This window comes from Vibrio sp. CCB-PB317 (genome assembly GCF_022808245.1).
In the GTDB taxonomy this organism is placed as follows: Bacteria; Pseudomonadota; Gammaproteobacteria; order Enterobacterales; family Vibrionaceae; genus Vibrio; species Vibrio diabolicus.
Genome location: NZ_JALGNU010000004.1, coordinates 35,052 through 60,518, shown reverse-complemented (window position 1 = coordinate 60,518; position 25,467 = coordinate 35,052). Strand labels below are relative to the sequence as shown.

Below are 25,467 nucleotides of genomic sequence, written 5' to 3'. Positions count from 1 at the left end.
TTTTCATAAATCATACAGAGGCGTAGGCAATGAACTGGTTACAACGCAAATACTGGCACTACAAACTGAAAGGCTCTCCTTATCAGTCGCTTTTTTGCACGCCCGATAAAACGGAATACGTTTCGCTCGACTGCGAAACCACCAGCCTTGATCCAAATCACGCCGAGTTGGTGACCATTGCGGCCACGAAGATCATCGACAACCGCATCATCACTAGTCAACCATTTGAAGTCCGCTTACGCGCGCCGCAATCGCTCGATTCTGGCTCAGTCAAAATTCATCGAATTCGCCACCAAGACTTAGTCGACGGGATTAGCGAAAAAGAGGCGCTGCTCGAGCTGCTCGACTTCATCGGCAACCGACCACTTGTCGGTTATCACATTCGTTACGATAAAAAGATTTTAGACCTTGCTTGTCTGAGGCAACTTGGCTTCCCACTTCCTAACCCGCTCATCGAGGTCAGTCAGATTTATCACGACAAGCTGGAAAGACATTTGCCGAATGCCTATTTCGACTTAAGTCTGGATGCCATTTGTAAACACCTCGAACTTCCTATCCAAGATAAACACGACGCTTTACAAGATGCGATTTCTGCCGCTTTGGTCTTTGTTCGCTTAACGAAAGGCGATTTGCCCAACCTAACCGCGCCGTATACATAAAAATCAGTTGACCTAGCTCCCAGAAATACTTTTGTTTCAGCGATTTCACGGCGCTTCCCTCACTCTCATCCTAAAGTCTAATTGTGGAAATACGCGCAGTGACTGACAGTTATAAGCACAACGTCGTCATTACCACGACCAAGTTATTTAGAACCAAAAAACAGCCCTACAAAAACATATTCAAAATCTTATCTAGATTGGTGTAAGGCCGAGAAATAAGGCACAAGGAGAGAAGCCATGAGCGAAGCCCACGTTTATCCGGTAAAAGAAAATATTAAAACACATACACACGCGGATAATGATACTTACTTAGCCATGTATCAGCAGTCGGTAACCGATCCAGAGGGCTTCTGGAACGAACACGGCAAAATCGTTGATTGGATCAAACCTTTCACCAAAGTAAAAAGCACCTCTTTCGATACTGGTCATGTCGACATTCGTTGGTTTGAAGACGGCACACTGAACGTCTCGGCTAACTGTATTGACCGTCATCTCGCAGAACACGGGGATGACGTCGCAATCATCTGGGAAGGCGATGATCCAGCCGACGACAAAACACTCACTTTCAACGAACTGCACAAAGAAGTGTGTAAGTTCTCCAACGCATTGAAAGAGCAAGGCGTACGTAAAGGCGACGTGGTGTGTTTATACATGCCAATGGTGCCAGAAGCCGCAGTGGCTATGCTCGCTTGTACCCGCATCGGCGCGGTTCATACCGTTGTATTTGGCGGTTTCTCACCAGAAGCTCTCTCTGGCCGTATCATCGACTCTGACGCAAAAGTCGTGATCACCGCTGATGAAGGCGTGCGCGGCGGGCGTGCCGTTCCACTGAAAAAGAACGTGGACGAAGCACTAACTAACCCAGACGTAAAAACCATCAATAAAGTGTTGGTGCTTAAACGTACAGGTGGTGATGTCGAATGGCATGAACACCGTGATGTTTGGTGGCACGAAGCAACAGCTAACGTTTCTGACGTTTGCCCACCAGAAGAGATGAAAGCCGAAGATCCGCTCTTCATCCTTTACACTTCAGGTTCAACAGGCAAACCTAAAGGTGTACTACACACGACCGGTGGTTACCTCGTCTACGCGGCGATGACCTTTAAATATGTGTTCGATTACCAACCAGGCGAAACCTTCTGGTGTACCGCGGACGTGGGTTGGATTACCGGTCACACTTACCTAATCTACGGTCCACTTGCAAATGGGGCGAAGACCATCTTATTCGAAGGTGTACCAAACTACCCAAGCACAAGCCGAATGAGTGAAGTGGTTGATAAACACCAAGTCAACATTCTATACACCGCCCCAACCGCGATTCGTGCGCTAATGGCAAAAGGTGATGAAGCGGTTGCAGGCACATCTCGTTCAAGCCTGCGCATCATGGGCTCAGTGGGCGAACCAATCAACCCAGAGGCGTGGGAGTGGTACTACAAAACGATTGGTAACGAGAACTCACCTATCGTCGATACTTGGTGGCAAACGGAAACTGGCGGCATCTTGATTGCGCCACTACCAGGGGCAACCGATCTAAAACCAGGCTCTGCGACTCGCCCATTCTTCGGCGTCCAGCCTGCTCTTGTCGATAATATGGGCAACATTCTTGAAGATACCGTTGCTGAAGGTAACTTGGTTATCCTTGATTCTTGGCCAGGCCAGATGCGCACGGTTTACGGCGACCATGAGCGCTTTGAACAGACCTATTTCTCAACCTTTAAGGGTATGTACTTCACCAGTGATGGTGCGCGTCGTGACGAAGACGGCTACTACTGGATCACTGGCCGTGTTGATGACGTACTAAACGTGTCGGGTCACCGTATGGGTACCGCTGAAATTGAATCAGCGCTAGTGGCGCACCACAAGATTGCAGAAGCGGCGATTGTTGGTATTCCACATGACATCAAAGGCCAAGCTATCTACGCTTACATTACATTGAACGATGGTGAATTCCCGTCAGCTGAGCTGCACAAAGAAGTTAAAGATTGGGTGCGTAAAGAGATTGGTCCAATCGCGACACCAGATGTACTGCACTGGACAGACTCCTTACCGAAGACTCGCTCTGGTAAGATAATGCGTCGAATCCTGCGTAAGATTGCAACGGGCGATACAAGCAACCTCGGAGACACGTCAACGCTTGCCGATCCGAGCGTGGTAGACAAACTCATCGCAGAGAAAGCAGAATTGGCATAAATTCAACCAACTGTTTTAAAAGCACTTTAAAAACCGCCATCACTCATGGCGGTTTTTTGCTTTTGCGCACAAATTAGCCACACAAAGAACATGGCAATTATGTTGTTTTTGTTAACTTGGTTACAGAAACGAAGGTGGCTATTAGGAGATTAGACCAGTAAATTGCTGCTAATTGCTATGAATTAGCTATAATCTTGGTCGATTTTTTAAAATTTGCTCGGTTTTAACAAAAAAATCGTGCTGAACTATCGTATATTTGGGAATATAAACGTTCCACTCACGATAAGGGAAGATAGCAACATAATGTCTGCAAAGTCACGGATTCTTGTTCTAAACGGACCAAATCTTAACCTATTGGGTCTGCGCGAACCGACACACTATGGTCACAGCACCCTAGCACAAGTTGTGAATGCTCTTACGAAGCAAGCTCATAACGCAGGGGTGGAACTGGAGCACCTACAATCAAATCGTGAGTACGAACTGATTGAAGCCATTCATGCTGCTTATGGCAAGATTGACTTCATCATCATCAATCCAGCGGCTTTCACTCATACCAGTGTGGCACTGCGAGATGCATTACTTGGCGTCGCCATCCCATTTATTGAGGTGCACTTATCAAATGTGCACGCACGTGAACCATTTCGTCATCACTCTTATCTGTCAGATAAAGCAGAAGGCGTGATTTGCGGTTTAGGCGCACAAGGTTATGAATTCGCTCTGTCTGCCGCGATTAATAAGCTACAGGCAAAGTAACCCTAACACTCTGCAACCCCACGAGGGTTGTCTTAATCACAAGATAAAAGAGAAAGAAAAGATGGATATTCGTAAAATCAAGAAGCTAATTGAGTTAGTTGAAGAGTCTGGCATTGCTGAGCTAGAGATTTCTGAAGGTGAAGAGTCAGTACGCATCAGTCGTCACGGCACTGCAGCCCCTCAAGCACCAGTTCACTACGCAGCAGCTCCAGTAGCGGCACCTGCTCCAGCAGCAGCGGCACCAGTAGCAGAAGCGCCAGCAGCAGAAGCTCCAGCAGCTGCAACGCCTGCAGGTCACCAAGTTCTTTCTCCAATGGTTGGTACTTTCTACCGTTCTCCAAGCCCAGACTCTAAAGCATTCGTAGAAGTGGGTCAGAAAGTAAATGCTGGCGATACGCTATGTATTGTTGAAGCAATGAAAATGATGAACCAAATCGAAGCGGACAAATCTGGCGTTGTTACAGCGATCCTAGCTGAAGACGGCCAACCAGTTGAATTCGACCAACCTCTTGTTGTAATCGAATAAGCGGGGCTTGCCTTATGCTAGACAAAGTAGTCATCGCGAACCGAGGTGAAATTGCACTTCGTATTCTTCGCGCTTGTAAAGAATTAGGTATTAAGACCGTCGCTGTTCACTCTACAGCTGACCGCGATCTTAAGCACGTACTACTCGCAGACGAAACCGTGTGTATCGGCCCTGCTCGTGGTATCGACAGCTACCTAAATATCCCACGAATTATTTCTGCAGCAGAAGTAACAGGGGCCGTTGCCATTCACCCTGGTTACGGCTTCTTGTCAGAAAACGCAGACTTCGCTGAGCAAGTTGAGCGCAGTGGTTTCATCTTCGTTGGTCCAAAAGCAGACACTATCCGCCTGATGGGTGACAAAGTGTCGGCTATCAACGCAATGAAGAAAGCTGGCGTTCCTTGTGTACCTGGCTCTGACGGTCCTCTGGACAACGACGAAGAGAAAAACAAGGCGTTTGCTAAACGCATTGGTTATCCAGTCATCATCAAAGCGTCTGGTGGCGGCGGTGGCCGTGGTATGCGTGTCGTTCGCGCAGAAAAAGACCTAATCCAAGCGATTGCAATGACGCGCGCTGAAGCAAAAGCGGCGTTCAACAACGATATGGTTTACATGGAGAAATTCCTAGAAAACCCTCGTCACGTTGAAGTGCAAGTTATCGCTGACGGTCAAGGCGGCGCAATCCACCTTGGTGAACGTGATTGTTCAATGCAACGTCGTCACCAAAAAGTAGTGGAAGAAGCGCCAGCACCAGGTATCACTGAAGAGATGCGTAAGTACATCGGTGAACGTTGTACTCGTGCATGTATCGAAATTGGTTACCGCGGCGCAGGTACGTTCGAATTCCTATACGAGAACGGTGAATTCTACTTCATCGAAATGAACACTCGTATTCAGGTAGAACACCCAGTAACAGAAATGGTTACCGGCATCGACCTAATCAAAGAACAGCTTCGCGTTGCAGCGGGTCAACCTCTGTCATTCACTCAAGATGACATTAAGATCCGTGGCCATGCGATTGAGTGCCGTATCAACGCAGAAGACCCAGAACGCTTCCTACCATCTCCAGGTAAGATCGAGCGTTTTCACGCTCCTGGCGGTATGGGTGTGCGTTGGGAATCACACATCTATTCTGGTTACACAGTACCACCTCATTACGATTCAATGATTGGTAAGCTAATCACGTACGGTGAAAACCGTGATGTGGCGATTGCGCGCATGAAGAATGCTCTGGGTGAGATGATCATCGAAGGCATCAAAACCAACGTGCCACTGCAATTCTCCATTATGAATGACGAAAACTTCCAGCATGGTGGTGCAAACATCCACTACCTAGAGAAGAAGCTCGGCTTACAATAAGCCTTAGCTAACGTCTTACAAAATGCCCACACCCGTGGGCATTTTTGTTTTGTATGGACTCTAAGCATTCAACAAATACGTAGGCTTATTTGGGTATATACTCAAACAAATCGTAGAGTTCTGGTAAACTCTGCGCCACTTCATTCACTTTAAGAGCAAAAACCAATGCCTTGGATTCAAATCAAACTCAACGCGACCAATGAAAACGCTGAGCAAATCGGCGATATGCTAATGGAAGAGACTGGCGCGCTGTCTGTTACATTCTTAGACGCGCAGGATACACCTGTATTCGAACCTCTACCTGGCGAAACTCGCTTATGGGGCGATACTGACATTCTGGCACTGTACGATGCAGAAGCAGACACCAACTTCATCATCAATCAAATTAAAGCGAGCAATATGCTGGCTGACAATTTTGCTTACAAAGTAGAACAGCTTGAAGATAAAGACTGGGAACGCGAATGGATGGAAAACTTCCACCCAATGAAATTTGGTGAACGCCTATGGATTTGTCCAAGCTGGCGCGACATTCCAGATCCTGACGCTGTTAATGTTATGTTGGATCCTGGCCTTGCATTCGGTACGGGTACTCACCCTACAACAGCACTTTGTCTTGAGTGGCTAGAAAGCATGGATCTTAGCGGTAAGACCGTTATCGACTTCGGTTGTGGCTCTGGCATTCTGGCGATCGCGGCGATCAAACTGGGCGCTAAAAAAGTGATAGGGATCGACATTGATCCTCAAGCCCTGCTTGCTTCAAAAGACAATGCTGAGCGTAATGGCGTTGTAGACAAACTAGAAGTTTACTTACCGCAAAACCAACCAGAAGGTCTGATTGCAGACGTGGTTGTTGCTAACATTCTTGCTGGCCCATTGCGTGAACTTGCACCAATCATTAAAGGCCTAGTTAAGCCACATGGCGACCTCGCTATGTCTGGCGTATTAGACACTCAAGCCGAAGATGTTGCGAACTATTACCGTGACGAGCTTCACATTGACCCGATTGTTGAGCAAAGTGAATGGTGTCGCATCTCTGGTCGTAAGCAAGGCTAGACAAGGTTTTCAGAGCTAATTGTTTGAAATTCATACAATTTACAAAAACAATTTGTAAATGCTCAAATATTAGTCTTTTCACGCAGTGAAAAAATGCGTAAAATGCGCGCCCTTGCTGGTACAGAACTGTGATGACGTTTTGAAAATCGGAAACTATCAACTTAAGAACAATCTAATCGTAGCCCCTATGGCTGGTGTAACGGATAGACCGTTTCGCGAGTTGTGTCTTCGCTATGGTGCGGGAATGGCCGTCAGTGAAATGATGTCTGCTAACCCAAAACTATGGGGAACGTCAAAGTCGAAACAGCGCATGGTACACGAGGGCGAATCGGGCATTCGCTCTGTACAGATTGCGGGTTCCGATCCACAGCTTATGGCGGACGCAGCTCAATTCAGTGTTGAGAACGGTGCACAAATCATCGACATCAACATGGGCTGCCCGGCAAAAAAAGTGAATAAGAAGCTAGCGGGCTCTGCTCTGCTTCAATACCCAAACATTATCGAAGAGATTTTGAAAGCGGTCGTGAATGCAGTGGACGTTCCTGTAACGTTAAAGACTCGAACTGGCTGGGATACAGACAACAAGAACTGTGTCCAGATCGCTAAATTAGCCGAAAACTGCGGCATACAAGCTCTTGCTCTGCATGGCAGAACGAAAGCATGTATGTACAAAGGTGAGGCCGAATACGACAGCATTAAAGCGGTAAAAGAGGCGATTTCAATTCCGGTTATCGCGAACGGTGATATCGATAGCCCGGAGAAAGCCAAATTTGTACTGGAGTACACCGGTGCGGACGCTTTAATGATTGGACGCCCTGCCCAGGGTCGTCCTTGGATTTTCCAGGAAATCCATCACTATTTGGAAAACGGCACCACAATGGAGGAGCTTCCAACTGAGGAAGTGAAAACCATTATGCTTGGTCATGTGAATGCTCTGCATGAATTTTATGGGGAGTTCTTAGGTCCACGTATCGCGCGCAAGCACGTTGGGTGGTACCTGAAAGAGCATGAACAGGCAAGTGAGTTTCGCCGTACCTTCAACGCTATCGACGCAGCTCCGCTGCAAATTGAGGCGTTAGAAGGTTATTTTGATAACGTTGCATCATAATTAAGAGAAGAGCTAGACCGAATATGTTCGAACAAAATCTGACTTCAGAAGCATTAACAGTAACTACAGTAACGTCACAAGACCAGATTACTCAGAAGCCTTTACGTGACTCTGTTAAAGCGTCTCTTAAAAACTACCTTGCTCAACTAAACGGCCAGGAAGTAACAGAACTATACGAATTAGTTCTAGCTGAAGTTGAACAGCCACTATTAGATACTATCATGCAGTACACTCGCGGTAACCAAACTCGCGCGGCAACTATGATGGGTATCAACCGCGGTACTCTTCGCAAAAAACTTAAGAAATACGGCATGAACTAAGACCGGCTTTCAAAAAGTATTTGGAACAAGCCGTTACCTTTTTAGGTAACGGCTTTTCTTTATCTACTAAAACACTACGAATAACGCTCACTTTGTTCAGCATTACCAACTGGCTTTAAGATAACAACTGCTGAGCCAAACAATAGCAAAGCCACGAAAGCGACCCATTCATTACCTACAGAATAAGCGAAACCCGCCAAGGCAGACCAAATCGCGACACCAAAGTGCATCATACTCATTCCAGAAGACATCAGCACACCTCGATGTTCATCAGATAAGCTTGCTATATGTGCTTGTAACGCCGGAGAGCCTACCCCTCCAGCAAGAGACCAGAGCACTAGAGCTGGAAGATAAGCGGTCACCGTACTCATCTCATTTGAGAACACCCATGCACTGCAAGGTATGCACACCATTAAAGCCACTCGCATAACGGCTCGAGAGCTACCAAGCCAACGGCAAGCTCTCCCCACGCACATATTTCCAACCACACTCACGATCCCTAGAGCAGCATAAATAGCGCCCACCCAACCGAGCGCCAACTCGCTGGTATCTCGAATATGAAGGCCTATCAGGTTAAATACACCAATACCTCCCCCTAGGCCTAAACACATCGCTAGAATCGCCCTCAACGCGCCTGGAAGATGAATGACGTCTGTGATAGGTGGTAGAGTATCTGACTTCTTGGACTCATTATGCTTGTTGTTCATGAACACTACGCTCATGGCACCGACAAGAAGAGCCGCAACGCCCAAAATAATAAAAGCGGCACGCCATGATAAAAGCTGGGTCAACAATGCTCCGATCGCCGGGCTGGTTATCATACCCAGCGTTAATCCCGCCTGAACCATCACAATTTGACGCATCGCTCTATTACCCTTCGCGTCTCCCGCCAACGCGAATGCAATTGGCAACATGCCTGCACTTGCAATACCTGTGATCACTCGACTTGCAATCGCAAGTTCAAAATCATGAACTATGCCCGTCGTAATAGACGCAACCCCAAATACGAAGCAAGCAGGCAACATGATACGAATACGCCCAACCCGGTCTGATAAACGTCCCAGGTAAGGAGCACAAATTGCTATAGCTAAACTATATGCCGTAATAAATAACGTAACCTGACTCGGTTGAACACTTAAATCATTTCCGATAGGTTCAAGAATAGATCCAAGCATCAACTCATCAGCACCAACAAGAAAAGCAACAAGAAATAGGATCATGGACTGCATCATAGCGCCACCTCCTGTTCTGTTTCCGATTCAGCATAAGTGAGCAACGAAATATCTAAAACTCTATCAGGCCAAGATTGTAAAAACGCCTTCTCATGAGATACCACAATCACACTACCAGAAAAGCGCTGGAGAGCCTCTTTAAGCGCATTTTTACTGCTGCTATCCAAATGTGTCGTTGGCTCGTCCAACAGCAAAACATTGCATTTCTGGACTGATAAACAACAAAGTTTCACGCGAGTTTGCTCACCTCCACTTAATGTATCTAGGTGGCGCTGCGTCTTATCTCCGGTGACCCCAAAGCGAGCTAATAGCTTGCGTGATTCTTTGCTTGATATCGTTGGATCACAAGAGCATAGCTCCTGCTCAGGCGTGTGCTGAGGGTGACGCCAAGACAAATCTTGAGAAAAATACCCAATCATTGCACCTTTTGCCAATACCACCTCACCAGAGAGCGGCTCGATCTCCCCCATAAGGGTTTTAATTAAAGTCGACTTACCTACGCCGTTAAAACCAGAAACGACCAACTTCTCCCCGCGCGCTAACGTGATATCAAGCGCAGGAAGCAGAGGCTGCTGATAACCTATCATCAACGCTTTTGCGTCAATCACATACTGTTGCCCAATAGGCTGGTGAGCAAAGTCAAACATCGAAACTTTCTCTATACAATTCAGTTGAATACGTTCGATTTTATCCAGTTTTTTCTTGCGTCCCTTAGCAAGACTCGCGTTAACTCCAGCGCCATTTTTGGCAATAAATTGCTCTAACTTTCGAATTTCATTTTGCTGAGCCTTATATTGCTTTTCTAACAAAGCACCGTCGTGATGCTTTTGCTGCATTGCTTTGACATAAGTGCCGCTGTATTTTCGGACCGTTTGATAATCAATATCACAAATACTGGTCGCTACTTGATTAAGGAAGTCAATATCATGAGAAACCAGTAAAACAGTGCCAGTGTAATCGTTGAGAAACGTGACCAACCATTCAATGTGCAGAGCATCAAGATAGTTTGTCGGCTCGTCGAGAATTAACACATCGGGGTTGCGGAGTAACAACCTCCCTAAAAGGACCTTGTGTCTTTGCCCCCCACTTAGCGAGACAAGCGGTGTATCTAAGCCAAATTGATAAATGCCAAGACCTACAGCAACTTGTTCAATTTTGGTATCAATTGCATAGAAGTCTTCATCTTCTAAATATGCCTGTAGTCGGGCGACTTGGCTTAAAAGAGATGTAGAGTGAGAATCGGTCATCGCCTGATACAAAGTCCAAAGCTTCTGCTCGGCAGCGTATAAGTTCTCAAAAGCACTCTTTAAGCATTCATAAACCGTCAGCGCATTATCCATCTTAAAATGTTGCTCTAAATACCCCACCTCAAGGTTTGGTAACCAGTCAATGCAGCCCTTATCTGCAGATAATTCACCGATAAGCAGTTTTAATAAGGTGCTTTTTCCAACGCCATTCGCTCCGGTGATACCTATTTTCTCTCCCTCGTTAATTCGAAATGTCGCGTTGTTATATAAACTCTTATCAGCGATCTGATAAGACAAATTTTTAACTTGTAAAATACTCATGTTTTTAACCAAATAAAAAGGGCCGGTGATCTATACCGGCCCTTATTTCAATACTGGATAATGCTTTGTAGCTGCTTAACAGATACAAAAAGGCCGATGATGAAATATCACCGGCCATCTCTTCTCTTTTATCAGGTGTACAAACGCCTGCGTATAACTTCAGCGAAGTTGCTCACGCATAAAACACCTGATGAAGATTAATTTAAGACTCCGAGCAACACTTCATCGCGTTTTTTGCACGGAGTTCAGCCTTCTTACAAAGCTTTTAAACAAGAGATATAACATGGTTTACTGTCGAAAAAACATTCGATGTGAAGCGTACACCTTTAGAATAAAAAGTACCAGATAATTATTAAAAACTATCGTGACTTAGACGAAGATCCACTGAAAGAAGACCTTTCCTCAGTCAATGTGCTAGGTGAACGACTTACTCAGCAAGCACAGCTATGAGAGCAGCTATACCGCTCACGTTATACGAACGTAGTGGTGGCTTTGTAGGTTGGAGAGGGTTAGAAGGAAGAAGTAGCGAATATCCTTTAAGGCAGGCACTGGCTTAAATAGATCTGCAAACAAAATCCATGTTCGGAAAGTTTTAAATGCGCTGAGTTTATTTTAATGAGCGCCTGTGGCTAAATCAAAACATCTAAAGCAGAGAAATCTTCCCCGAAAATAACATAACCTAGTGAATAAACTTTCCAGGTAATAATAAAGGAAGCTTTGGTAAGTAAGCACAAGGGCTCAAAACTAGCGCTCGAGACTGGGACCCGGCTCAGCAGAAACCGCAGGAACTGCGCAACACCTCACTCATGACAGAGCTTAGAAAGCATAGCGAGAGAAGAGCCTGCCTCTCGATGCAAGGTTTCAATATGGAAATGGGGTTAAGGTAAGTCGGGTAATCAAAACAAAAAAAGCCCCAGTCTTTCGACTGAGGCTTAATATAAATGGCGGAGTGGACGGGACTCGAACCCGCGACCCCCGGCGTGACAGGCCGGTATTCTAACCAACTGAACTACCACTCCGCAGTGGTATCACTCGCTTGTAATCAGCAAGTGTCCAAAATTTAAAGCCTGGCGATGTCCTACTCTCACATGGGGAAGCCCCACACTACCATCGGCGCTATTTCGTTTCACTTCTGAGTTCGGCATGGAAGTCAGGTGGGTCCAAAACGCTATGGTCGCCAAGCAAATTCTTTAATTCGGAAAGCTGTTTTTTAATTCTCGTTCTTACACATTCAACGTTCTTTCATTGAGCCCATCAAAACCCCTTGGGTGTTGTATGGTTAAGCCTCACGGGCAATTAGTACAGGTTAGCTCAACGCCTCACAACGCTTACACACCCTGCCTATCAACGTCGTAGTCTACGACAACCCTTTAGGATACTTAAAGTATCAGGGAGAACTCATCTCAAGGCTCGCTTCCCGCTTAGATGCTTTCAGCGGTTATCGATCCCGAACTTAGCTACCGGGCAATGCGTCTGGCGACACAACCCGAACACCAGAGGTTCGTCCACTCCGGTCCTCTCGTACTAGGAGCAGCCCCTTTCAATTCTCCAACGCCCACGGCAGATAGGGACCGAACTGTCTCACGACGTTCTAAACCCAGCTCGCGTACCACTTTAAATGGCGAACAGCCATACCCTTGGGACCGACTTCAGCCCCAGGATGTGATGAGCCGACATCGAGGTGCCAAACACCGCCGTCGATATGAACTCTTGGGCGGTATCAGCCTGTTATCCCCGGAGTACCTTTTATCCGTTGAGCGATGGCCCTTCCATTCAGAACCACCGGATCACTATGACCTGCTTTCGCACCTGCTCGAATTGTCATTCTCGCAGTCAAGCGGGCTTATGCCATTGCACTAACCTCACGATGTCCAACCGTGATTAGCCCACCTTCGTGCTCCTCCGTTACGCTTTGGGAGGAGACCGCCCCAGTCAAACTACCCACCAGGCACTGTCCGCAACCCCGATAAGGGGTCGACGTTAGAACATCAACACTACAAGGGTGGTATTTCAAGGACGGCTCCACGCAATCTAGCGACTGCGCTTCAAAGCCTCCCACCTATCCTACACATGTAGGGTCAATGTTCAGTGCCAAGCTGTAGTAAAGGTTCACGGGGTCTTTCCGTCTAGCCGCGGGTACACTGCATCTTCACAGCGATTTCAATTTCACTGAGTCTCGGGTGGAGACAGCGTGGCCATCATTACGCCATTCGTGCAGGTCGGAACTTACCCGACAAGGAATTTCGCTACCTTAGGACCGTTATAGTTACGGCCGCCGTTTACCGGGGCTTCGATCAAGAGCTTCGACCGAAGTCTAACCCCATCAATTAACCTTCCGGCACCGGGCAGGCGTCACACCGTATACGTCATCTTGCGATTTTGCACAGTGCTGTGTTTTTAATAAACAGTTGCAGCCACCTGGTATCTGCGACTCTCAATAGCTCCATCCGCGAGGGACTTCACCGTCGAGAGCGTACCTTCTCCCGAAGTTACGGTACCATTTTGCCTAGTTCCTTCACCCGAGTTCTCTCAAGCGCCTTGGTATTCTCTACCCGACCACCTGTGTCGGTTTGGGGTACGATTCCTTACAATCTGAAGCTTAGAGGCTTTTCCTGGAAGCATGGCATCAATGACTTCACATCCGTAGATGCTCGACGTCGTGTCTCAGCCTTAAGAAGAGCCGGATTTACCTAACTCTTCAGCCTACGCACTTGAACCTGGACAACCGTCGCCAGGCCCACCTAGCCTTCTCCGTCCCCCCATCGCAATTGTAAGAAGTACGGGAATATTAACCCGTTTCCCATCGACTACGCCTTTCGGCCTCGCCTTAGGGGTCGACTTACCCTGCCCCGATTAACGTTGGACAGGAACCCTTGGTCTTCCGGCGAGGAGGTTTTTCACCCCCTTTATCGTTACTCATGTCAGCATTCGCACTTCTGATACGTCCAGCATGCGTTACCACACACCTTCAACCGCTTACAGAACGCTCCCCTACCCAATGCACTAAAGTGCATTGCCGCAGCTTCGGTTTACTACTTAGCCCCGTTACATCTTCCGCGCAGGCCGACTCGACCAGTGAGCTATTACGCTTTCTTTAAATGATGGCTGCTTCTAAGCCAACATCCTGGCTGTCTGAGCCTTCCCACATCGTTTCCCACTTAGTAGTAATTTGGGACCTTAGCTGGCGGTCTGGGTTGTTTCCCTCTCCACGACGGACGTTAGCACCCGCCGTGTGTCTCCCGGATAGTACTTACTGGTATTCGGAGTTTGCAAAGGGTTGGTAAGTCGGGATGACCCCCTAGCCTTAACAGTGCTCTACCCCCAGTAGTATTCGTCCGAGGCGCTACCTAAATAGCTTTCGGGGAGAACCAGCTATCTCCAGGTTTGATTGGCCTTTCACCCCTAGCCACAAGTCATCCGCTAATTTTTCAACATTAGTCGGTTCGGTCCTCCAGTTGATGTTACTCAACCTTCAACCTGCCCATGGCTAGATCACCTGGTTTCGGGTCTATATCCAGAGACTGAACGCCCAGTTAAGACTCGGTTTCCCTACGGCTCCCCTAGATGGTTAACCTTGCCACTGAATATAAGTCGCTGACCCATTATACAAAAGGTACGCAGTCACAGGACAAGCCTGCTCCTACTGCTTGTACGTACACGGTTTCAGGTTCTATTTCACTCCCCTCACAGGGGTTCTTTTCGCCTTTCCCTCACGGTACTGGTTCACTATCGGTCAGTCAGTAGTATTTAGCCTTGGAGGATGGTCCCCCCATATTCAGACAGGATATCACGTGTCCCGCCCTACTCGATTTCACTGAATATGCGTCGTCAGTTACGGGGCTATCACCCTGTATCGCCAAGCTTTCCAGCTTGTTCACCTAACGCCTATAAAGCTTAAGGGCTAGTCCAATTTCGCTCGCCGCTACTTTCGGAATCTCGGTTGATTTCTTTTCCTCGGGGTACTTAGATGTTTCAGTTCCCCCGGTTCGCCTCGTTATGCTATGTATTCACATAACGATACTTACTTATGTAAGTGGGTTTCCCCATTCGGAAATCCCAGACTCAAGTGGTTTTTACTACCTAATCTGGGCTTATCGCAAGTTAATACGTCCTTCATCGCCTCTGACTGCCAAGGCATCCACCGTGTACGCTTAGTCACTTAACCATACAACCCGAAGGAGTTTCGAGTTGATGTTCAAATCACCAAAGTTGTCTCTCATTATTTGAATGAGCGAGAGACATATCGATTTTGCCGGACTCAAATTCCAAGAACACTTGAATGTGTTTTTAGTTGTATTCATAAATGAATACTTTGAGAACTTTACAAACAACAATAAATTGTTGTTTTGTCAGCTTTCCAAATTGTTAAAGAGCTATGTTGCTTCACAAGGAAGTTACATTTTCTAAAGACTTTCAGAGTCAAAAATGCCAACCAGTATCAATTGCTTGTTCTGGTTTGGACGTTTTATTCCAAAAATACTTAGAGAATGGTGGGCGATACCGGGCTCGAACCAGTGACCCCCTGCTTGTAAGGCAGGTGCTCTCCCAACTGAGCTAATCGCCCACATAAGTTTTAATTCTTCGTGGAGAAGAATGGTGGGTCGTGCAGGATTCGAACCTGCGACCAATTGATTAAAAGTCAACTGCTCTACCAACTGAGCTAACGACCCAATGGTATCCCGTAGGGGAGTCGAACCCCTGTTACCGCCGTGAAAGGGCGGTGTCCTAGGCCTCTAGACGAACGGGACACTAAGTTGAACATCTTGGGGGATGTTCTATCTCTTAAACTTCATAAACCATATCAATCTGTGTGAACACTCATCGCAATAATCATCGTATAAGGAGGTGATCCAGCGCCAGGTTCCCCTAGCGCTACCTTGTTACGACTTCACCCCAGTCATGAACCACAAAGTGGTAAGCGTCCCCCCGAAGGTTAAACTACCTACTTCTTTTGCAGCCCACTCCCATGGTGTGACGGGCGGTGTGTACAAGGCCCGGGAACGTATTCACCGTGGCATTCTGATCCACGATTACTAGCGATTCCGACTTCATGGAGTCGAGTTGCAGACTCCAATCCGGACTACGACGCACTTTTTGGGATTCGCTCACTTTCGCAAGTTGGCCGCCCTCTGTATGCGCCATTGTAGCACGTGTGTAGCCCTACTCGTAAGGGCCATGATGACTTGACGTCGTCCCCACCTTCCTCCGGTTTATCACCGGCAGTCTCCCTGGAGTTCCCGACATTACTCGCTGGCAAACAAGGATAAGGGTTGCGCTCGTTGCGGGACTTAACCCAACATTTCACAACACGAGCTGACGACAGCCATGCAGCACCTGTCTCAGAGTTCCCGAAGGCACCAATCCATCTCTGGAAAGTTCTCTGGATGTCAAGAGTAGGTAAGGTTCTTCGCGTTGCATCGAATTAAACCACATGCTCCACCGCTTGTGCGGGCCCCCGTCAATTCATTTGAGTTTTAATCTTGCGACCGTACTCCCCAGGCGGTCTACTTAACGCGTTAGCTCCGAAAGCCACGGCTCAAGGCCACAACCTCCAAGTAGACATCGTTTACGGCGTGGACTACCAGGGTATCTAATCCTGTTTGCTCCCCACGCTTTCGCATCTGAGTGTCAGTATCTGTCCAGGGGGCCGCCTTCGCCACCGGTATTCCTTCAGATCTCTACGCATTTCACCGCTACACCTGAAATTCTACCCCCCTCTACAGTACTCTAGTCTGCCAGTTTCAAATGCTATTCCGAGGTTGAGCCCCGGGCTTTCACATCTGACTTAACAAACCACCTGCATGCGCTTTACGCCCAGTAATTCCGATTAACGCTCGCACCCTCCGTATTACCGCGGCTGCTGGCACGGAGTTAGCCGGTGCTTCTTCTGTCGCTAACGTCAAACAACGCCGCTATTAACGACGCCGCCTTCCTCACGACTGAAAGTACTTTACAACCCGAAGGCCTTCTTCATACACGCGGCATGGCTGCATCAGGCTTGCGCCCATTGTGCAATATTCCCCACTGCTGCCTCCCGTAGGAGTCTGGACCGTGTCTCAGTTCCAGTGTGGCTGATCATCCTCTCAGACCAGCTAGGGATCGTCGCCTTGGTGAGCCCTTACCTCACCAACTAGCTAATCCCACCTAGGCATATCCTGACGCGAGAGGCCCGAAGGTCCCCCTCTTTGGCCCGTAGGCATCATGCGGTATTAGCCATCGTTTCCAATGGTTATCCCCCACATCAGGGCAATTTCCTAGGCATTACTCACCCGTCCGCCGCTCGACGCCGTTATCGTTCCCCGAAGGTTCAGATAACTCGTTTCCGCTCGACTTGCATGTGTTAGGCCTGCCGCCAGCGTTCAATCTGAGCCATGATCAAACTCTTCAATTTAAGATTTTGTTCGGCTCAATGAATACTGAACATTACATAAAGTAATGTTTGAATTGACTGTGCTGAATCCGAAGATTCAATGGTCACTTCGTTTCATTGAAACCTAATTTGAAGCCGAGGCTTCTAATTGGATTATCATCAACGAGTGCCCACACAGATTGATAGGTCTATATTGTTAAAGAGCTTGGCTTTCAGTGCCTTAGCACGTAAGCGAGGTGCGTATAATACGCTTTCCACTTTGAAAGTCAACATAAAACTCTAAAAAGATTAGAATTTTATGGTGACTTGCTTAAATCTTAAGCAAGTGCAAAATAAAGCCTGGCGATGTCCTACTCTCACATGGGGAAGCCCCACACTACCATCGGCGCTATTTCGTTTCACTTCTGAGTTCGGCATGGAAGTCAGGTGGGTCCAAAACGCTATGGTCGCCAAGCAAATTCTTTAATTCGGAAAGCTGTTTTTTAATTCTCGTTCTTACACATTCAACGTTCTTTCATTGAGCCCATCAAAACCCCTTGGGTGTTGTATGGTTAAGCCTCACGGGCAATTAGTACAGGTTAGCTCAACGCCTCACAACGCTTACACACCCTGCCTATCAACGTCGTAGTCTACGACAACCCTTTAGGATACTTAAAGTATCAGGGAGAACTCATCTCAAGGCTCGCTTCCCGCTTAGATGCTTTCAGCGGTTATCGATCCCGAACTTAGCTACCGGGCAATGCGTCTGGCGACACAACCCGAACACCAGAGGTTCGTCCACTCCGGTCCTCTCGTACTAGGAGCAGCCCCTTTCAATTCTCCAACGCCCACGGCAGATAGGGACCGAACTGTCTCACGACGTTCTAAACCCAGCTCGCGTACCACTTTAAATGGCGAACAGCCATACCCTTGGGACCGACTTCAGCCCCAGGATGTGATGAGCCGACATCGAGGTGCCAAACACCGCCGTCGATATGAACTCTTGGGCGGTATCAGCCTGTTATCCCCGGAGTACCTTTTATCCGTTGAGCGATGGCCCTTCCATTCAGAACCACCGGATCACTATGACCTGCTTTCGCACCTGCTCGAATTGTCATTCTCGCAGTCAAGCGGGCTTATGCCATTGCACTAACCTCACGATGTCCAACCGTGATTAGCCCACCTTCGTGCTCCTCCGTTACGCTTTGGGAGGAGACCGCCCCAGTCAAACTACCCACCAGGCACTGTCCGCAACCCCGATAAGGGGTCGACGTTAGAACATCAACACTACAAGGGTGGTATTTCAAGGACGGCTCCACGCAATCTAGCGACTGCGCTTCAAAGCCTCCCACCTATCCTACACATGTAGGGTCAATGTTCAGTGCCAAGCTGTAGTAAAGGTTCACGGGGTCTTTCCGTCTAGCCGCGGGTACACTGCATCTTCACAGCGATTTCAATTTCACTGAGTCTCGGGTGGAGACAGCGTGGCCATCATTACGCCATTCGTGCAGGTCGGAACTTACCCGACAAGGAATTTCGCTACCTTAGGACCGTTATAGTTACGGCCGCCGTTTACCGGGGCTTCGATCAAGAGCTTCGACCGAAGTCTAACCCCATCAATTAACCTTCCGGCACCGGGCAGGCGTCACACCGTATACGTCATCTTGCGATTTTGCACAGTGCTGTGTTTTTAATAAACAGTTGCAGCCACCTGGTATCTGCGACTCTCAATAGCTCCATCCGCGAGGGACTTCACCGTCGAGAGCGTACCTTCTCCCGAAGTTACGGTACCATTTTGCCTAGTTCCTTCACCCGAGTTCTCTCAAGCGCCTTGGTATTCTCTACCCGACCACCTGTGTCGGTTTGGGGTACGATTCCTTACAATCTGAAGCTTAGAGGCTTTTCCTGGAAGCATGGCATCAATGACTTCACATCCGTAGATGCTCGACGTCGTGTCTCAGCCTTAAGAAGAGCCGGATTTACCTAACTCTTCAGCCTACGCACTTGAACCTGGACAACCGTCGCCAGGCCCACCTAGCCTTCTCCGTCCCCCCATCGCAATTGTAAGAAGTACGGGAATATTAACCCGTTTCCCATCGACTACGCCTTTCGGCCTCGCCTTAGGGGTCGACTTACCCTGCCCCGATTAACGTTGGACAGGAACCCTTGGTCTTCCGGCGAGGAGGTTTTTCACCCCCTTTATCGTTACTCATGTCAGCATTCGCACTTCTGATACGTCCAGCATGCGTTACCACACACCTTCAACCGCTTACAGAACGCTCCCCTACCCAATGCACTAAAGTGCATTGCCGCAGCTTCGGTTTACTACTTAGCCCCGTTACATCTTCCGCGCAGGCCGACTCGACCAGTGAGCTATTACGCTTTCTTTAAATGATGGCTGCTTCTAAGCCAACATCCTGGCTGTCTGAGCCTTCCCACATCGTTTCCCACTTAGTAGTAATTTGGGACCTTAGCTGGCGGTCTGGGTTGTTTCCCTCTCCACGACGGACGTTAGCACCCGCCGTGTGTCTCCCGGATAGTACTTACTGGTATTCGGAGTTTGCAAAGGGTTGGTAAGTCGGGATGACCCCCTAGCCTTAACAGTGCTCTACCCCCAGTAGTATTCGTCCGAGGCGCTACCTAAATAGCTTTCGGGGAGAACCAGCTATCTCCAGGTTTGATTGGCCTTTCACCCCTAGCCACAAGTCATCCGCTAATTTTTCAACATTAGTCGGTTCGGTCCTCCAGTTGATGTTACTCAACCTTCAACCTGCCCATGGCTAGATCACCTGGTTTCGGGTCTATATCCAGAGACTGAACGCCCAGTTAAGACTCGGTTTCCCTACGGCTCCCCTAGATGGTTAACCTTGCCACTGAATATAAGTCGCTGACCCATTATACAAAAGGTACGCAGTCACAGGACAAGCCTGCTCCTACTGCTTGTACGTACACGGTTTCAGGTTCTATTTCACTCCCCTCACAGGGGTTCTTTTCGCCTTTCCCTCACGGTACTGGTTCACTATCGGTCAGTCAGTAGTATTTAGCCTTGGAGGATGGTCCCCCCATATTCAGACAGGATATCACGTGTCCCGCCCTACTCGATTTCACTGAATATGCGTCGTCAGTTACGGGGCTATCACCCTGTATCGCCAAGCTTTCCAGCTTGTTCACCTAACGCCTATAAAGCTTAAGGGCTAGTCCAATTTCGCTCGCCGCTACTTTCGGAATCTCGGTTGATTTCTTTTCCTCGGGGTACTTAGATGTTTCAGTTCCCCCGGTTCGCCTCGTTATGCTATGTATTCACATAACGATACTTACTTATGTAAGTGGGTTTCCCCATTCGGAAATCCCAGACTCAAGTGGTTTTTACTACCTAATCTGGGCTTATCGCAAGTTAATACGTCCTTCATCGCCTCTGACTGCCAAGGCATCCACCGTGTACGCTTAGTCACTTAACCATACAACCCGAAGGAGTTTCGAGTTGATGTTCAAATCACCAAAGTTGTCTCTCATTATTTGAATGAGCGAGAGACATATCGATTTTGCCGGACTCAAATTCCAAGAACACTTGAATGTGTTTTTAGTTGTATTCATAAATGAATACTTTGAGAACTTTACAAACAACAATAAATTGTTGTTTTGTCAGCTTTCCAAATTGTTAAAGAGCAATAATAGCTCGAAGCTTTCGCTTCAAAACCATCAATCTGTGTGAACACTCATCGCAATAATCATCGTTTAAGGAGGTGATCCAGCGCCAGGTTCCCCTAGCGCTACCTTGTTACGACTTCACCCCAGTCATGAACCACAAAGTGGTAAGCGTCCCCCCGAAGGTTAAACTACCTACTTCTTTTGCAGCCCACTCCCATGGTGTGACGGGCGGTGTGTACAAGGCCCGGGAACGTATTCACCGTGGCATTCTGATCCACGATTACTAGCGATTCCGACTTCATGGAGTCGAGTTGCAGACTCCAATCCGGACTACGACGCACTTTTTGGGATTCGCTCACTTTCGCAAGTTGGCCGCCCTCTGTATGCGCCATTGTAGCACGTGTGTAGCCCTACTCGTAAGGGCCATGATGACTTGACGTCGTCCCCACCTTCCTCCGGTTTATCACCGGCAGTCTCCCTGGAGTTCCCGACATTACTCGCTGGCAAACAAGGATAAGGGTTGCGCTCGTTGCGGGACTTAACCCAACATTTCACAACACGAGCTGACGACAGCCATGCAGCACCTGTCTCAGAGTTCCCGAAGGCACCAATCCATCTCTGGAAAGTTCTCTGGATGTCAAGAGTAGGTAAGGTTCTTCGCGTTGCATCGAATTAAACCACATGCTCCACCGCTTGTGCGGGCCCCCGTCAATTCATTTGAGTTTTAATCTTGCGACCGTACTCCCCAGGCGGTCTACTTAACGCGTTAGCTCCGAAAGCCACGGCTCAAGGCCACAACCTCCAAGTAGACATCGTTTACGGCGTGGACTACCAGGGTATCTAATCCTGTTTGCTCCCCACGCTTTCGCATCTGAGTGTCAGTATCTGTCCAGGGGGCCGCCTTCGCCACCGGTATTCCTTCAGATCTCTACGCATTTCACCGCTACACCTGAAATTCTACCCCCCTCTACAGTACTCTAGTCTGCCAGTTTCAAATGCTATTCCGAGGTTGAGCCCCGGGCTTTCACATCTGACTTAACAAACCACCTGCATGCGCTTTACGCCCAGTAATTCCGATTAACGCTCGCACCCTCCGTATTACCGCGGCTGCTGGCACGGAGTTAGCCGGTGCTTCTTCTGTCGCTAACGTCAAACGATGCCGCTATTAACGACAACGCCTTCCTCACGACTGAAAGTACTTTACAACCCGAAGGCCTTCTTCATACACGCGGCATGGCTGCATCAGGCTTGCGCCCATTGTGCAATATTCCCCACTGCTGCCTCCCGTAGGAGTCTGGACCGTGTCTCAGTTCCAGTGTGGCTGATCATCCTCTCAGACCAGCTAGGGATCGTCGCCTTGGTGAGCCCTTACCTCACCAACTAGCTAATCCCACCTAGGCATATCCTGACGCGAGAGGCCCGAAGGTCCCCCTCTTTGGCCCGTAGGCATCATGCGGTATTAGCCATCGTTTCCAATGGTTATCCCCCACATCAGGGCAATTTCCTAGGCATTACTCACCCGTCCGCCGCTCGACGCCGTTATCGTTCCCCGAAGGTTCAGATAACTCGTTTCCGCTCGACTTGCATGTGTTAGGCCTGCCGCCAGCGTTCAATCTGAGCCATGATCAAACTCTTCAATTTAAGATTTTGTTCGGCTCAATGAATACTGAACATTACATAAAGTAATGTTTGAATTGACTGTGCTGAATCCGAAGATTCAATGGTCACTTCGTTTCATTGAAACCTAAATTGTTTCCGAAGAAACTAATTGGATTATCATCAACGAGTGCCCACACAGATTGATAGGTTTATATTTTTAAAGAGCTTTTCTAACTTATCCAGCAACTTAGTTGCTCGTCGTTAGGGGTGCGTATCTTACTCCGCACCGTGAGAGAGTCAAGCATTTTTTTCAAATTTCTTTTTCTCTCACTTCCGACTCGCTGTGTGACTTTCGTCTCACTCCGTGTCGGTGGATGCGCAGTATAGGGAGTTGAGAAATTAGTACAAGCGTTTTTTGCAAAAAAACTTTCAACCGAACAAATAGCAATCACTTTGTGTGTATATCAAGCGATCTTGGCTATTTTCTCTCATTTAAAAGGATCTTTCCTCAAGAAAAAGGGCGTTTCTACCTGAATTACGATCTTCAAATTTGATGTAATTGAAGTAAATGATATTCGCTCAACGCGCTTTTTCTTTTCTGCCTGCTGTATAAAAGATAAAAAAAGAGCAGAACGATAATGAACTGCTCTTTGGTCTTTGCTTTTTACTTGGGTACTTCAGGTGAAGTCTTGGAAATTACTTCTTCTATATAGATGAAAAGATCAGAGCATCCTTGCCCTTCTCTTTTACGACAGATTAGCTAGGGGTATATCTAAATGTCGTGGTTGTTCGATGACACATTGAGCTCGTAAGAGTGGAGCATGCTTGCATTCCCAATGGCGTCATCTTCGAGAGGAACTTAGTTCTTCAATACTTTTACGGTGTAGCTACCATCTTTTTGTTGGTACAGACCATGGATGTCGGTTTCGAAACCTGGGTAATGCGCACCGATCTCACAAAGCATCTCTAGGAAGTCCAGCACAGGGCGAGACTCTTGAGTCACCATTTCACCAGGAAGTACTAGTGGCACACCTGGAGGATAAGGAAGGATCATGTTCGCACTTACGCGGCCAACCATTTCTTCCAGTTTGATTTCTTCTACGTTACCGCGAAGCTCTTCTTGCCATGCTGCGTGTGGTGTCACTTTCATTTCTGGAAGAACATCGAACGCTTTGTACATTAGCTCAGGTAGGTTGTATTTCTTAGTTAGGTCATGAATTGCTTGTGCTAGTTCTTGAACGCGCATGCCTTCATAAAAGCTTGGGTCTTCGTTGTATAGCGAAGGTAGGAAGCTCTTGATGGTTAGGTTCAAGTCGTAGCCACGTTTAAATTCAGTTAGACCGCGTAGCAATTGCATTGCTTTTGATTTGTCGATACCGATTGAGAATAGGAACAACAAGTTGTATGGACCTGTTTTCTCTACCACGATACCGCGCTCGTCTAGGAATTTAGCCACCAGCGAAGCAGGAATACCTGATTCTTCTAGTTCGCCTTCTTTATTCATCCCTGGAGTCAGTAGCGTTACTTTGATTGGGTCAAGATACATGTGGTTGTCATCCATGTTCTTGAAGCCGTGCCATGTGTCGCTAGGGTCTAGTTTCCAACATTCTGTGGTATCGATGTTTTCTGGTTGCCATACATCGAAGAACCAGCTGTCGCTTTCTGCTTCTAGACGTTTGATCTCTTTACGGAAGCGGATTGCGCGATCGATAGAGTCTTGCATCAACTTCTTACCAGTGTTGCCGCGCATCATTGCCGCTGCAGTTTCAGTAGAAGCAACAATGCCGTACTGAGGTGAAGTTGAAGTGTGCATCATAAATGCTTCGTTGAAAGATTCTTTATCAAAGTCGCCTTTCACGTGAATCATTGAAGCTTGTGAGAACGCTGCCAACAGTTTGTGTGTTGATTGTGTCTCGTAGAACACTTTGCCTGGCATCGCTTCACCACTCATACCACATTTACCTTCGTAAATTGGGTTGAAGTTAGTGTAAGGCACCCAAGCACTGTCGAAGTGGATGTGTTTACAGTCTAGCGACTCTTTGATGAATTGTGTGTTGTACAACAGACCATCGTAAGTTGAGTTAGTCACTACTGCGTAACTTGGCGCTGTTGCACCTGGTGTTTTCGCAACTTTCTCTGCGATTACATCGCGGCTGAATTCGCTTTGTGGAATACCACCAAGGATGCCGTATGCGTTACGAGTTGGACGGAAGTAGATTGGTGTCACGTCGCTCATCATCATTAGGTGAGTCAGAGATTTGTGACAGTTACGGTCAATCAGTACTGTGCTGCCCGCAGGTGCTGAGTACATGCCGACGATTTTGTTCGATGTAGACGTACCATTCGTTACGATGTAAGAGCTGTCTGCATTGAAGGTACGTGCGATGTATTCTTCTGCATCTTTATGTGGACCTGAGTGGTCTAGTAGAGAACCTAGTTCAGGCATTGAGATTGATACGTCCGCTTTGAATGTATTTGGACCGTAAAAATCGTAGAAGATGCTACCAGCAGGACTTTTCTGGAATGCAGTACCACCCATGTGACCTGGAGTACAGAAGGTGTATTTACCTTCTTCTACGTATTTGAATAGCGCTTTAGTGAATGGAGGCATGATGGCATCTTTGTATGCCTCAGTCGCTTGGTTGATTTTGATAGCGATGTCGTCAGCCATACCTAAAGCGTACTCGAAGAAGCTCACGTTTAGACGTAGGTCTGTTAGTGAAATATCGAGAGTAGACTGTTCATTAGCAAATGCGTGAACAGGCAGTTTTTCGTTGATTTGGCTAATACGTTCACATAGCTCTAGTGAGTATTTATCCCAGTCGAACAGCACACCGCAAATGCGTGGGTTCATCTCAATCATTTTGATCAAGTCTTTATCATCTACTGGGTAAACCACTTCGTAGCCCGCTTTCTCAAGAGCAGCGTGAAGTTGACGAACTGGCTCTTCTTTAAAGAACACACCCATGTGGTTCAAGATAGCGAATATATTCATTTGGACATCTCCAAGGCGAATGAGGGCGCTCTTTGCCATTTACAGGCAATGAGTAAGGTGAGCGCCGCGTGAATTTGGGGTTTATGGGCTGGCACCGTAGTGCCAGCGT

The 25,467-nt window shown here is 47.7% G+C and carries 11 protein-coding genes, 4 tRNA genes and 6 rRNA genes; 8 read left to right on the top strand and 13 right to left on the bottom strand.

Annotated features, from left to right (window positions below; translation table 11 throughout):
- Positions 1-29: 29 nt before the first annotated feature.
- The 8 genes from MTR11_RS22510 to fis all read left to right on the top strand — a co-directional run bounded on the left by MTR11_RS22510 (position 30) and on the right by fis (position 7,967).
- Entirely contained in the window at positions 30-659 is a 630-nt protein-coding gene (locus MTR11_RS22510) for a 3'-5' exonuclease (protein ID WP_046874662.1), read from the top strand.
- 237 nt (positions 660-896) lie between these two features.
- The gene (gene acs / locus MTR11_RS22505) at positions 897-2,849 is read left to right on the top strand and encodes an acetate--CoA ligase (RefSeq protein ID WP_006742998.1); all 1,953 of its coding nucleotides are present in this window, start codon (positions 897-899) and stop codon (positions 2,847-2,849) included.
- A gap of 303 nt (positions 2,850-3,152) precedes the next feature.
- Positions 3,153-3,602 (top strand): type II 3-dehydroquinate dehydratase, encoded by a 450-nt coding sequence (aroQ, locus tag MTR11_RS22500; RefSeq protein ID WP_243328443.1) that lies wholly within the window; start codon positions 3,153-3,155, stop codon positions 3,600-3,602.
- A 61-nt stretch (positions 3,603-3,663) separates the two neighbouring features.
- Positions 3,664-4,128: an acetyl-CoA carboxylase biotin carboxyl carrier protein gene (gene accB / locus MTR11_RS22495; protein ID WP_005397840.1), complete on the top strand. Its 465-nt coding sequence runs from the start codon at positions 3,664-3,666 to the stop codon at positions 4,126-4,128.
- A gap of 14 nt (positions 4,129-4,142) precedes the next feature.
- On the top strand, positions 4,143-5,486 hold the full coding sequence (gene accC, locus MTR11_RS22490; protein ID WP_005397839.1) for an acetyl-CoA carboxylase biotin carboxylase subunit: 1,344 nt from the start codon (positions 4,143-4,145) through the stop codon (positions 5,484-5,486).
- 165 nt (positions 5,487-5,651) lie between these two features.
- The gene (gene prmA / locus MTR11_RS22485; protein WP_243328442.1) at positions 5,652-6,539 is read left to right on the top strand and encodes a 50S ribosomal protein L11 methyltransferase; all 888 of its coding nucleotides are present in this window, start codon (positions 5,652-5,654) and stop codon (positions 6,537-6,539) included.
- A gap of 139 nt (positions 6,540-6,678) precedes the next feature.
- Entirely contained in the window at positions 6,679-7,647 is a 969-nt protein-coding gene (gene dusB, locus MTR11_RS22480) for a tRNA dihydrouridine synthase DusB (RefSeq protein ID WP_005382505.1), read from the top strand.
- A 23-nt stretch (positions 7,648-7,670) separates the two neighbouring features.
- Positions 7,671-7,967 carry a DNA-binding transcriptional regulator Fis gene (gene fis, locus MTR11_RS22475; RefSeq protein WP_000462885.1) on the top strand — a complete coding sequence of 99 codons (297 nt, stop codon included), beginning with the start codon at positions 7,671-7,673 and terminating at the stop codon, positions 7,965-7,967.
- Positions 7,968-8,041: 74 nt separating this feature from the next.
- Here fis and MTR11_RS22470 read toward each other — a convergent pair whose 3' ends face one another.
- The 13 genes from MTR11_RS22470 to MTR11_RS22410 all read right to left on the bottom strand — a co-directional run bounded on the left by MTR11_RS22470 (position 8,042) and on the right by MTR11_RS22410 (position 25,358).
- Positions 8,042-9,199 (bottom strand): MFS transporter, encoded by a 1,158-nt coding sequence (locus MTR11_RS22470; protein WP_114324040.1) that lies wholly within the window; start codon positions 9,197-9,199, stop codon positions 8,042-8,044.
- Positions 9,196-10,767: an ABC-F family ATP-binding cassette domain-containing protein gene (locus MTR11_RS22465; protein WP_005397832.1), complete on the bottom strand. Its 1,572-nt coding sequence runs from the start codon at positions 10,765-10,767 to the stop codon at positions 9,196-9,198. Before MTR11_RS22465 ends, MTR11_RS22470 begins: the two co-directional genes overlap by 4 nt.
- Positions 10,768-11,709: 942 nt before the next feature.
- Positions 11,710-11,786: transfer RNA gene (locus tag MTR11_RS22460), tRNA-Asp, on the bottom strand.
- A gap of 46 nt (positions 11,787-11,832) precedes the next feature.
- Positions 11,833-11,949: ribosomal RNA gene (gene rrf, locus MTR11_RS22455) — 5S ribosomal RNA — on the bottom strand.
- Positions 11,950-12,042: 93 nt separating this feature from the next.
- Positions 12,043-14,932: ribosomal RNA gene (locus tag MTR11_RS22450) — 23S ribosomal RNA — on the bottom strand.
- A 323-nt stretch (positions 14,933-15,255) separates the two neighbouring features.
- A tRNA-Val gene (locus MTR11_RS22445) sits at positions 15,256-15,331 on the bottom strand.
- A gap of 30 nt (positions 15,332-15,361) precedes the next feature.
- Positions 15,362-15,437: transfer RNA gene (locus MTR11_RS22440), tRNA-Lys, on the bottom strand.
- Between the two features lie 2 nt (positions 15,438-15,439).
- Positions 15,440-15,515, bottom strand: a tRNA-Glu gene (locus MTR11_RS22435).
- A 90-nt stretch (positions 15,516-15,605) separates the two neighbouring features.
- Positions 15,606-17,158, bottom strand: a 16S ribosomal RNA gene (locus tag MTR11_RS22430).
- Between the two features lie 316 nt (positions 17,159-17,474).
- Positions 17,475-17,591 (bottom strand): 5S ribosomal RNA (rrf, locus tag MTR11_RS22425).
- 93 nt (positions 17,592-17,684) lie between these two features.
- Positions 17,685-20,574: ribosomal RNA gene (locus MTR11_RS22420) — 23S ribosomal RNA — on the bottom strand.
- A gap of 278 nt (positions 20,575-20,852) precedes the next feature.
- Positions 20,853-22,405: ribosomal RNA gene (locus MTR11_RS22415) — 16S ribosomal RNA — on the bottom strand.
- Together the 16S, 23S and 5S rRNA genes with 4 tRNA genes alongside form the textbook arrangement of a ribosomal RNA operon.
- An 817-nt stretch (positions 22,406-23,222) precedes the next feature.
- On the bottom strand, positions 23,223-25,358 hold the full coding sequence (locus tag MTR11_RS22410) for a lysine decarboxylase CadA (RefSeq protein WP_005481757.1): 2,136 nt from the start codon (positions 25,356-25,358) through the stop codon (positions 23,223-23,225).
- Positions 25,359-25,467: the final 109 nt, after the last annotated feature.